Here is a 9197-nt window from a genome sequence, read left to right as displayed (position 1 = left end):
CTACGGTGACGGGCATGGCCGGAGAACGAGACCTCGCGACACTGCTGCGCGGAATGCGCCCACAACTCAACCCGGGGCGGTACGTGTACTGCACGCTGCCCGCCAGGGTGCCCGCCGGCATGCGGCCGGTGGTCACGGTCGCCGAACCCGAGGGGGTGACGGTGGTCGTGGCCCAGGAGGAGGCCGACGCGCTCGGCCTTCGCTACGAGTACGTGGCCGCCTGGATCACCCTGCAGATCCACTCCGCGCTGGAGGCCGTCGGCCTCACCGCCGCGGTGGCCGGGCGGCTCGCCGAGGAGGGGATCAGCTGCAACGTGGTGGCCGGCTTCCACCACGACCACCTCTTCGTCGCCGCCGACGACGCGGACCGCGCCGTCCGGGCCCTGGAGGAGTTCGCCGACCGGCCCGCCTGACCGGGTGCACCGGGTGGCCGCTCCCCGGGCGGGCTCCGAGACTGGAAGGACCGGGCGACCCGCCCGACCGGTCAGCCCCGCCCCTCTTGGACCCGCCCCGGAAGGAAGTGCGCCACCATGGCCACCTGTGTCACGTGCGGCAACGACTACTGGCTCGCCTTCGAGATCAAGACCGTCACCGGCGACGTCTACACCTTCGACAGCTTCGAGTGCGCGATGGAGAAGCTGGCCCCGCGCTGCGAGCAGTGCCAGGTCCGGATCGTCGGCCACGGCGTCGAGGTCGCCGGCATGTTCTTCTGCTGCGCCAACTGCGCCCGCGTCAACGGCGGCCTCGGCGAACAGATCCGCGACGCGGTCGGCACCCGCCCGTCCTCGTAGACCCGCCCCACCCGGGCCGGCCGGCACGTGAGCGCTCCGGCGGGGTTCCGAGGTAGCGAAAAAGGCCCCCGACCTGCCGTTTCGCAGGTCGGGGGGCCTTTCCCCAAGTCGGCGGCGGAAGAGTCGGCCTGTACGCCGGGTACAGACCGCACTCCCAGGGCTACACCCCTACCAGTACTCCACCACCTGCGGGAACATCGTCGGCCGCAGGCTCCTGCCGCCCAGCAGGGAGCGAGGAGGGAGTTTCACCACCGGAGCCCGCAACGGGGAGTTCCGGCACCCCCTCCCGTGCCTCCGGACCGAGCCACCGCCCGAGGACCGCGAGGGCCTGCCGGCCGGCTTCGGGAAGGAAGTGGACGTAGGTCCGCAGGGTGAACGCGGGGTCGCTGTGTCCAAGCCACGCGGCCAGGATGGTGATGGTCTCCCCGGCTTGGAGGACGACCGAGGCGAACGTGTGCCGCAGCACATGGAAGCCGTCGGAGCGATCCATCGCCCACACGGTCCGGGTCCACACCACCTTCGCCCCCTGTACCTGCTCCCGCACCGGTGCGGGCATCACACCGGCCTTCACGAGCGCCGGCTTCCATGCCTTCTCGTCCCACGTCGTCCGGTTGACGGCGCCGCCCGACTTGCCGTTCACGTGGGTGGTGGTCACCAGGAGCCGGGCCGTCCTGAGGGGGCGCTCGCTCCACTCCAGGTTCGGCCGCTCCGGGTCGACCCACGGCAGTGTGACCTCAAGGCTGGGGAACTGCTCGGCGTGCGCGTGGACGCTCTCGGCGAGACCGGGCGGGCACACAGTGATCCTCGTCTTGTTGCCCTTCGGCGGCCCGAACGCCAGCTGACCACCGATCTTGAGGACCTGCCGGGTGACGTGGATCTCCTGGCCGACGATGTCGTCGGGGCTGAATCCGAACGCCTCCCCCTGCCGCAGCCCCGCTCCGAGCGCGAGGTCCACCAGGACCCGGTACCTGGCGGGCAGCGCGTCCCTGACCGCCAGGACACGCGCGAGCGGCCACGCTTTCGCCTTGCTCGGCGTCGCCTTCGGCGCCTTCAACTCCGGGTCCCGGAAAGGGTTCTCAGGGATGCGCTTCGCCTTGAACGCGGCCTGCATGATCGCGCTGAAGTGCTTCCACGTCGTCCGGACAGTGCTGACGTCGATCCGCTTCTCGGCCTGCACCACCCACGCGCGGATCTGCTCGTCACCGATGCTCAGCAGGGGCAGGCTGCCGAGGTAGGGCAGGATGTGGTTGAAGACCCGGGGCCGCATGCTCTCCCGTGTGCCCGGGGGTTGACGCAGATTCGGCCACCAGTGCTTCTCGACGTACTCGCGCAGCGTGATTTCGCCGTTGCGGGGGTCGTAGAGGTTGCCCCGCGTGCTGTCGGTGGCGGCCTCGCGCTGCCACTTCTTGGCGTCCTCGAGCCCTTTGAAGGACCGGTCCCGGACGCCCGGGATGCCGGCGACCTTGTAGCGCTTCCCCTTGCCCCAGAGTGCGGTGCGCTCGCGCTTCCCGGTCTCCGGGTTCGGCCGCTTGTTCAGCCAGCGATCCTCGATGTACCCAGCCACTGGGCACCCCCCTCCAGGTCGGCCCCGCGGGTGCGCAGGATCCAGGTGGTGACGCCGAGCTCCTCGGCCATCTCAGCCGGGCTGGTGGCCCACTGTCGCACCCGGCAGAAGTCCGACAGCGCGACGAGCTTGCGGGCGGCGCGGAGGTCGGCGAGGCGCTCGGCCCGGAGGCCGTCGCGCCCGCCGCACCCGGTATCCCCGGCGAGAATGTGTTCCAGCTCGTGCGCGAGCACACACGTCTCCTCGACCGGGGAGAGCCCCTCGGCGATGACGACGGCGCGATGCGCGGGGGACCAGACCCCCCAGGTGTCCCGCAGCCACTGTCGGACGACGGGTATCCCCATCCGGTCCAGCTCGGCAGCGGGGTCGTGCAACAGCCCTACGGCAACAGCAGTGGTGGCTGTGGGCATGCGTCTCCCCCAGAATCCTGACGTGTGGGAGGCATGCCGGAGGCTGAATTCTCGCACAGCCACACGAGAAACAGTGAGTAAATACGCACGTTAAGTGATGCGTGTCGTGGGTAGGCCAGGGAGTTACGGCTCCTCGCGCCGACCGCGGCTGTACTCCTCCAGCGCCTGCTCGATTCGCGCTGCATCGTCCTCCGGCACACCCGAGTCGCCCTCCGCCCAGGCATGTGGCCGGTAGGCGGCCAAGCTGTACCCGGACTGCACAGCCGGCTCCGGCTGCCGGGGCGGGATCGACTGGAGGAGGCGATCCGCCGCCTCCTCCAGGAGGTCCCGCAGCGCGGGATCGCCGCCGGCCGCCACCGCGGCCCGAGCGAACCGGCCGACGGCCGGGTACAGATCCAGCGCGCTCGCTCCGCTGGCCTGACCCTCGACAGCGGGCGCTGTGGCGATCCGGGTCTCGCCCTTCGGATTCTTGCCGTCGAGCGCGCGCTCGACGCCGTCCGCCAGCCAGCCCAGAGCAGCGCCGACTGCGTAGTACCCCGACGGGATATCGGGTGCTGACGTGGGCGGACGGCCGGCCTCGTAGGTCCCGATCGTCCGCTTGGTCAGTCCTGCGGCCTCGGCGAGGTCGGCCTGCAGCCACCGCTGCTTCTTGCGGTCCCGCTTGATGCACTCGCCTAGGTAAGTCCAGTCCTGCACGGTCCGGCCCCTGCTTCTCGGTTGCGCCTCCTCTGCTACCAGCGAGGCAACGATAGGCAACAGTCTCCCAGAGGCTTCGCCTCTACTGCCAGGCGGGTTCCCGCCAACTGAGGGTTGCCTCACTTTCGCTTCCTCTCCATTTCTCATTTCTGCTTGCACTTCCTCTCAACTGCCTCTACGGTTCTTCTTGTGCAAGCCAACGGACCGAACATCCGCAGCAGGCGCGAACAGCTGGGGCACGGCCTGAACGCCTTTGCACGACAGGTCGGTATCTCTCCCTCGCACCTGTCTCGAATCGAACGCGGACTCCGCGGCGCCCAGCCCGAGGTCTTGTGGCGGATTGCCCATGGACTTCACCTGGAGGGCGTCACGGCCATCACCAGAGAAGAAACGGAGAGGAAGTCATGAGCGAGGTGACCTCGCCCCTGCTGCCGCACGACAAGGCGGCCGCCTACATCGGGCGCACGGCGCGGGCTCTGTACTGCCTGAACGACAGGCGGATGGGGCCGCCTTCGTTCCGCGTCGGAGGCCGGCGGATGTACCGGCTCGCTGGCCTGGACGCTTGGCTCGCCGAGCACGAGGCGAGGGACAGCCGGTCGAACCCCGAGCTCGACCCGACCCGCCAGGCCCGCGAGCCGCGCCGGCCGCGCCAGCGCCAGCCGCTCGCCGCCTGAACCCAGACATGGTTCGGGTCGCCCCTCGGCTCCTACACCAGGGCGACCCCGGGCCACCGATCACCACACAGAAGGAGGTAGGCCCAGATGAAGCCTACTGCCCGCACGTCCGCCCCCACACGGCCGCCGGCCGTGTTGGAGCTGCACTCGCAGTACACCGCCGGAGCCGTGATGCTCGCTCTGCTCGACCGGGCCATCGTCACTGGTCTCGCCTCCCCCCACTGGGAGATCGACCAGACCGGCGCGCTCACCGGCACGCTGACCGGCCCGGACGTGCTCCGTCACCTTGACGCGTGGCGCCGTCAGCTGCCCGGGGCGAGCCGCTTGTGCGTGGAACGGCGTCTGGCCGAGGCCCGGTGGACGGTCAGCGTCACGATCCGCGAGATCTCGGTTTGCCTGGTCGGCATCGCCCCGGACCGTTCCCGGACGGCGGTGACGGTGTGACGACCTCCGCCCTGACGACGATCACCGCGCTGCATGTCCTGATGGCCAGGCACATCGAGCTAGCCGACCAGCCGGTCTCATGGCGAGTCCGCTCGGACGGCACGCTGCACATGGACCCTGATGACCGGAGCCCGGAGGGCCGGGACGCGGTGCGGGCCCTGGCGGCAGCGCTCGGTGTCGCCACGGACGAGTCGGAGATCACCAGCAGGGTCTCCGGCCAGCGGCTCTTGGTCGTGGATCTGCACCACACGACCAGTATCGCGGGCGCGCGGGTGTACGCCACCGCCTACCTGCCGGTCGACGTGCCGGCCGAGGACGGTACCCAGTGAGCACCCTCGGTCCGATCGCGTCCGCCGCGATCCTCTCCGCCCCGGTGGTCGTCGCGGTCGCCATCGCCTACTGGCCGTCCCGCGACCAGCTCGACCGCCGCCGTCGGCGCCGCGCCTACCGGCGCGCCCGTACCAACGCCGTCCCCCGCCAGCGCACCACCAGCTCCGAGGAGTCCTGATGTTCAACTTCCTCCGCCGCCGCCCCGCAACCCCCGACCCGGCCACCGCGATTCGCCTCCTCAAGGCCGAGCGGGCCCGCGACCGGGACCACATCCTCCGGCTGGAGGCGATGCTCCGCGCTGAGGCCGGCCGGGCGGAGGCCGCCGAGCAGACGCTCGTCAGCTTCCGAGCTGGCATCCGGCAGGGTCACGCGGCCGTCATCGCGGACAACCAGCGACTGCGGCGGGAGAACACGCTCCTTCGCCGCGACCGCGAAGGCGCGCTGCGCCAGCTCGACGACGCGCTCTACGACGAGAAGACCCTCGCCAGCATCAACGCCCGCGGCAGGACGGGCAGGCCCGTGCCCGCAGACCTTCGTCCGTCCGCCGCCCTGGCCTGAGCAGAGAGGACCGCCCGGTGCCCGCTCCCCAGCCCGGCAGCGAGGCCGACGTGATGCGGCGCACGATCGTCGATCACATCGCGAACGGCGTGTCGAGCGGGCACCCGGCGGTTATCACGGCCGCCCTCTCGCTCCTCACGGAGCTCGACCTCGCCGGAGTACCGGTCGGCGACGAAGTCGACAAGGCCCTCGTCGCTCTGCCGCCAGCCTGGCGGCGCCGGTGACCGGCGAGTGCATGCAGTGGTTGCCCGGCGAGGAGCACCACTGCGGCATCGGGGCCCGGCCGTACGCGGTCGGTCCCCGATGCCCGCACCACACTCCAGCCGCTCAGGCCGGCCGCCCGGAGCCGGTGCCCGGCCCCGGCTACATCCCGCAGCGACTGCCAACCCCGCAGTCCGCCAGCGCTCTTGTGGACTCCCGCGCCATCGCCTCTGGCAGGCGCCGCAGCAGCAACACCGAGTACCGCCTCGCCCAGGCTGCCACCGGCCGCCGGTGAGGCCCCGAACCATCTGCAAGGAGGATCCGATGATGGTCCCGCTGTTCCCGCCCGTCAGCAGCAGCGTCGGCACGTACGGCCCGGACGCCGAGCCGCTCGCCGAGGGCCCCCGCTTCGTGAAGACCGCGCGGATGCGCCGCTGGCACCGCGTGCGTTCCGGCGTTCGCTACGGCAACGGCCGGACCCTCTACCACCTGTGGTGCCAGGGCTCGGTGTCCGACGCCGGGTTCTTTGCCAAGGAGTCGCTGGCGTCCGACGCCGAGGTGTGCGGGCCGTGCGACGGCCGCGCGGTCGGCGCCGGCCAGGAGCCCGATGGCCCCGCCGGACGGCTGCTGGTTTTCAACCCGCGCGATATCGAGCTGCCCGGAACCTGCCCCGGCTCCCGGGAGGAACGGCTGACCCTGGCCATCCCTCCCGGCACCGTCGGCCAGTGCCTGGCCTGCCTCGATCTGCACCCCGTGCGTGCCATGGGCGGCCCGTACAACCCGCGCGCCGCGATCACCCAGCACGCCCCCGGCGGAGGTCTCGTCGCCCCGTGCCCCTTCCACCGCTGGAAGTTCCTGGAGGCCGCCCCCGACGGTGGCCTGCGGTGTTCCTGCGGGCGCATCCTGCGCGACCCGGCCCCGGCCGCCGCCTGACGGAGCCCCAGTGCGGCCGGTCGGCGAGCGAAGCCACTTCGCCCGCCGACCGGCGACCAGTCCACCTACCGCCCGGAGGGCACCCTCTTGAGCACCACCCACGACCGCCCGGCTGGCGGGGCCCAGACGGTCCGCCACGCCTGGACGACCACGCTGCGCGCCGAGGTCCTGCGCGTAGGCAGCCGCGACCTGGCGGCCGTCGCGCGGGTTGGGGTGTGGCTCGCGTCCTATGCAGACGCTGACGGCGGAAACGCCTTCCCCTCCAGGGAGACGCTCGCGGCGCTGGCCGGGTGCAGCGTCGAGACGGTCACCCGCGCTCTGCGCGTCCTCACCGGCGCGGGCATGCTCCGCAGCCGTCGCCGGCCGAACTCGACGGCGGTCTACACGCTGGTGCTTCCGTCCAGGCAGCCGGACTGGACCAGCTACCTGCACCACTACACCGACACACGCCAGCGCAGAGCCCGGGCGACGGAGAAAGCCGAGAGCATTGCCGCCGCCGAGGCCGCCCGCCAGACCCGGACGGCGTCCCCGGACGCCGTCCGGACAGCGTCCCCGGCGGGGGTTCCGGACAGCGTCCCCGGCGGGGGTTCCGGACAGCGTCCCCGGACGCCTTCCGAGGGTTCGGACAGCGTCCCCGGACGCCCCCGGACAGCGTCCCCGGACGCTGTCCGGACAGCGTCCCCGGCGGGGCCCTACAGATACCTACCTACCTACGGTAGGGACAGCATCATCGACCACCCCGCGCGCGAGGCCGAGGGCCAGGTGCCCGCCGTGTCGGGCTCCGCCGAGGACGACGACGCGGCCGTCTCCCGGTTGGCCGCCGCGATGCAGACCCGCGGCATGCGGGTGTCGTGGCTCCTGAGCACCGACGAACGCGAAGGCCTCGCCCGGCAGATCGCTGCCCTCGGCACCGACGCTCTCGTCGACTACGCCGCGCGCGTCTGGCGCTCGGTCAGCGATCCGCCGTTCTCCGCGCGCTACTTCCTCGCCCAGTGGCTCACCCTGCGCACCGGACCGGTCGGCCCCGCCGCCGACGCCGCCCCGCCCAACAAGACCTCCGACTACCTCGCCGACATGGCCGCCATCGCCGAAGAGATGAGGCAGACATGACACCAGATCTGATCCCCCGGCTCCTCGCCGAGATCGCGCTCGCGGACCCGCGGGTCCGCCGGGACGACCCGACCGAGCGGCGCGCCCAGGCCCAAATGTGGGCCGGCATCCTCGTGGACGTTCCGTACGACGCCGCGATGCGCTTCGCACACCAGCACTACCGCCAGTCGCAGTGGCCGATCCTGCCCGCAGACATCGCGACCCGCTGGACCGAATGGACCCGGGCCCGCCTCGCCCGACACACCGACCCGACGCCCGCCGTCGATCCGGATAGGCCGGCCGACTGGTGCGCCGAACTCGGCGCGACCCGGCGCGCCGTCGCCGCTGGCCATGTCGAGCCGACCCCGGCAGCGATCGCCGAGGCCCCACCGATCAGCGTCGCCGAGCTGGTCGCCGGGATCGGGCGCACTCCGCCGACGCGCGACGAGGCCACCCCCTACGTCCACGCCGGCGCCCGAGAGGCCCTGAGCGCCTACCGCACCCCCCGACAGGCCGAGTGGACGATCGCCTGCCCGGTCCAGCTCTGCCGGGCCCGCCCCGGCGAGCCGTGTACCCGCCCGAGCGGTGGCCGCCTCCGCACTGGCAGCCACCCCAGCCGCCTCGATGCCTGGGTCGCCAGCCAGGCCGCAGCGTGATTCCGGCCGCTGCCGCCCAGACCATCCGCACCGCCGCCTACGAAGCGGTCCACCTCGGCCTCGACCACCCCGACACTCTCGCCGCCCACATCACCGACGCCCTCATCGATGCCGGTTGGCAGATCACCCCGGATCCGGTCACCGACCCCGACGACATCCCACCCAGTCCCACCGCCGATAGCTGCCAGGAGTCCTGATGCTCGCCTCCTTCGTCCAGACCGTCGACGTCCACACCCTCGTCCCCGCAGTGAACCCCTGTGACAGAGACGGCTGCCACGGTTGCTGGAGCACCGCCGGCGAATGGGTCCTCTGGCCGTGCCAGTCCCTGCTTGACGCCGCCGACGTCCGACCGGTCGGCAGCGGATGGTCCATCAGCGCCCGATCGTGACCCCGCCGTCCCGCCGCCTGACCATCCGAAGGAACCCGCCATGACCACGCCCAACACCTACCCGGCCCAGTTGGCCGTCGCCTGCGAGCTCTGCCCCACCCAGCTCGCCGCCGACTTCGTCGTGACCGACGACATGACCAAAGCCGCCCGGCTCAACCTCATCACCGACCACGCGATCATGGCCGGCTGGATGTGCGTCGACGACTGGACGTACTGCCCTACCTGCGCCGGGCAGCCGACGTCCTGGACCATCACGGTCGGCAACGTCCTTGACCTGTGCGAGGTCATCGACCCGTCGAAGCCCCACTACGGGGCGGGCAGCACCGGCCCCTCGCTGAAGGACGGCGTGACCATCCGCGCCCACGGGACCCGGCCCCGCACCGTCGCCCGGTTCGGCGACACCATCACCCGCCAGGCCGACGGCACCTACACCGTCCAGCCCGCCGCCTGACCGCCGGGAGCA

Annotated in this window: 17 protein-coding genes; 14 read left to right on the top strand and 3 right to left on the bottom strand. The window is 71.8% G+C overall.

The features are described 5' to 3' along the window. The first annotated feature begins 14 nt into the window (after positions 1-14). Positions 15-413 carry an ACT domain-containing protein gene (locus ACFWIC_RS06080; RefSeq protein WP_355407742.1) on the top strand — a complete coding sequence of 133 codons (399 nt, stop codon included), beginning with the start codon at positions 15-17 and terminating at the stop codon, positions 411-413. 117 nt (positions 414-530) lie between these two features. Then, a complete protein-coding gene (locus ACFWIC_RS06075) occupies positions 531-791 on the top strand; it encodes a Prokaryotic metallothionein (protein WP_329951632.1) in 261 nt (86 codons plus the stop codon). Positions 792-951: 160 nt separating this feature from the next. Here ACFWIC_RS06075 and ACFWIC_RS06070 read toward each other — a convergent pair whose 3' ends face one another. The 3 genes from ACFWIC_RS06070 to ACFWIC_RS06060 form a co-directional block, all read right to left on the bottom strand. Further along, a complete protein-coding gene (locus ACFWIC_RS06070) occupies positions 952-2355 on the bottom strand; it encodes a tyrosine-type recombinase/integrase (protein WP_380516295.1) in 1404 nt (467 codons plus the stop codon). Then, positions 2325-2765: an ImmA/IrrE family metallo-endopeptidase gene (locus tag ACFWIC_RS06065; RefSeq protein ID WP_380516292.1), complete on the bottom strand. Its 441-nt coding sequence runs from the start codon at positions 2763-2765 to the stop codon at positions 2325-2327. Before ACFWIC_RS06065 ends, ACFWIC_RS06070 begins: the two co-directional genes overlap by 31 nt. Before the next feature lie 123 nt (positions 2766-2888). Further along, entirely contained in the window at positions 2889-3461 is a 573-nt protein-coding gene (locus ACFWIC_RS06060) for a helix-turn-helix transcriptional regulator (RefSeq protein WP_380516289.1), read from the bottom strand. 189 nt (positions 3462-3650) lie between these two features. Between ACFWIC_RS06060 and ACFWIC_RS06055 the strand changes: the two genes are divergently transcribed. The 12 genes from ACFWIC_RS06055 to ACFWIC_RS06000 all read left to right on the top strand — a co-directional run bounded on the left by ACFWIC_RS06055 (position 3651) and on the right by ACFWIC_RS06000 (position 9185). Continuing rightward, positions 3651-3869 (top strand): helix-turn-helix domain-containing protein, encoded by a 219-nt coding sequence (locus ACFWIC_RS06055; protein ID WP_380516286.1) that lies wholly within the window; start codon positions 3651-3653, stop codon positions 3867-3869. Next, positions 3866-4135: a helix-turn-helix transcriptional regulator gene (locus ACFWIC_RS06050; RefSeq protein ID WP_380516284.1), complete on the top strand. Its 270-nt coding sequence runs from the start codon at positions 3866-3868 to the stop codon at positions 4133-4135. The genes ACFWIC_RS06055 and ACFWIC_RS06050 overlap by 4 nt, the downstream gene beginning before the upstream one ends. 87 nt (positions 4136-4222) lie before the next feature. Beyond that, entirely contained in the window at positions 4223-4579 is a 357-nt protein-coding gene (locus ACFWIC_RS06045; RefSeq protein ID WP_380516281.1) for a hypothetical protein, read from the top strand. Then, a complete protein-coding gene (locus ACFWIC_RS06040) occupies positions 4576-4908 on the top strand; it encodes a hypothetical protein (RefSeq protein WP_380516278.1) in 333 nt (110 codons plus the stop codon). The genes ACFWIC_RS06045 and ACFWIC_RS06040 overlap by 4 nt, the downstream gene beginning before the upstream one ends. Next, positions 4905-5087, top strand: coding sequence for a hypothetical protein (locus ACFWIC_RS06035; RefSeq protein ID WP_380516276.1), 183 nt, complete (start codon positions 4905-4907; stop codon positions 5085-5087). The genes ACFWIC_RS06040 and ACFWIC_RS06035 overlap by 4 nt, the downstream gene beginning before the upstream one ends. Next, a complete protein-coding gene (locus ACFWIC_RS06030; RefSeq protein ID WP_380516273.1) occupies positions 5087-5467 on the top strand; it encodes a hypothetical protein in 381 nt (126 codons plus the stop codon). Before ACFWIC_RS06035 ends, ACFWIC_RS06030 begins: the two co-directional genes overlap by 1 nt. A 17-nt stretch (positions 5468-5484) precedes the next feature. After that, positions 5485-5691, top strand: a complete 207-nt coding sequence (locus ACFWIC_RS06025; protein WP_380516271.1) for a hypothetical protein — start codon at positions 5485-5487, stop codon at positions 5689-5691. A gap of 301 nt (positions 5692-5992) precedes the next feature. Next, on the top strand, positions 5993-6601 hold the full coding sequence (locus tag ACFWIC_RS06020; protein WP_380516268.1) for a hypothetical protein: 609 nt from the start codon (positions 5993-5995) through the stop codon (positions 6599-6601). Positions 6602-6688: 87 nt separating this feature from the next. Further along, positions 6689-7711, top strand: a complete 1023-nt coding sequence (locus tag ACFWIC_RS06015; protein ID WP_380516265.1) for a helix-turn-helix domain-containing protein — start codon at positions 6689-6691, stop codon at positions 7709-7711. Beyond that, complete coding sequence (locus ACFWIC_RS06010) at positions 7708-8346, top strand: hypothetical protein (RefSeq protein ID WP_380516264.1); 639 nt, start codon at positions 7708-7710, stop codon at positions 8344-8346. Before ACFWIC_RS06015 ends, ACFWIC_RS06010 begins: the two co-directional genes overlap by 4 nt. Beyond that, complete coding sequence (locus ACFWIC_RS06005; RefSeq protein ID WP_380516261.1) at positions 8343-8543, top strand: hypothetical protein; 201 nt, start codon at positions 8343-8345, stop codon at positions 8541-8543. Before ACFWIC_RS06010 ends, ACFWIC_RS06005 begins: the two co-directional genes overlap by 4 nt. A gap of 231 nt (positions 8544-8774) precedes the next feature. Beyond that, the gene (locus ACFWIC_RS06000; RefSeq protein WP_380516258.1) at positions 8775-9185 is read left to right on the top strand and encodes a hypothetical protein; all 411 of its coding nucleotides are present in this window, start codon (positions 8775-8777) and stop codon (positions 9183-9185) included. The last annotated feature ends 12 nt before the right edge of the window (positions 9186-9197 follow it).

The organism is Kitasatospora sp. NPDC127035 (genome assembly GCF_042726075.1).
GTDB lineage: Bacteria > Actinomycetota > Actinomycetes > Streptomycetales > Streptomycetaceae > Kitasatospora.
Note: the sequence above shows the minus strand (reverse complement) of the source record. Positions and strands in the feature narration are given on the sequence as shown.

Coding starts and splice junctions, on each gene's coding strand:
- ACFWIC_RS06080 (WP_355407742.1), top strand. CDS start 15: ATGGCCGGAGAACGAGACCTCGCGACACTGCTGCGCGGAATGCGCCCA.
- ACFWIC_RS06075 (WP_329951632.1), top strand. CDS start 531: ATGGCCACCTGTGTCACGTGCGGCAACGACTACTGGCTCGCCTTCGAG.
- ACFWIC_RS06065 (WP_380516292.1), bottom strand. CDS start 2,765: ATGCCCACAGCCACCACTGCTGTTGCCGTAGGGCTGTTGCACGACCCC.
- ACFWIC_RS06050 (WP_380516284.1), top strand. CDS start 3,866: ATGAGCGAGGTGACCTCGCCCCTGCTGCCGCACGACAAGGCGGCCGCC.
- ACFWIC_RS06045 (WP_380516281.1), top strand. CDS start 4,223: ATGAAGCCTACTGCCCGCACGTCCGCCCCCACACGGCCGCCGGCCGTG.
- ACFWIC_RS06030 (WP_380516273.1), top strand. CDS start 5,087: ATGTTCAACTTCCTCCGCCGCCGCCCCGCAACCCCCGACCCGGCCACC.
- ACFWIC_RS06020 (WP_380516268.1), top strand. CDS start 5,993: ATGATGGTCCCGCTGTTCCCGCCCGTCAGCAGCAGCGTCGGCACGTAC.
- ACFWIC_RS06010 (WP_380516264.1), top strand. CDS start 7,708: ATGACACCAGATCTGATCCCCCGGCTCCTCGCCGAGATCGCGCTCGCG.
- ACFWIC_RS06000 (WP_380516258.1), top strand. CDS start 8,775: ATGACCACGCCCAACACCTACCCGGCCCAGTTGGCCGTCGCCTGCGAG.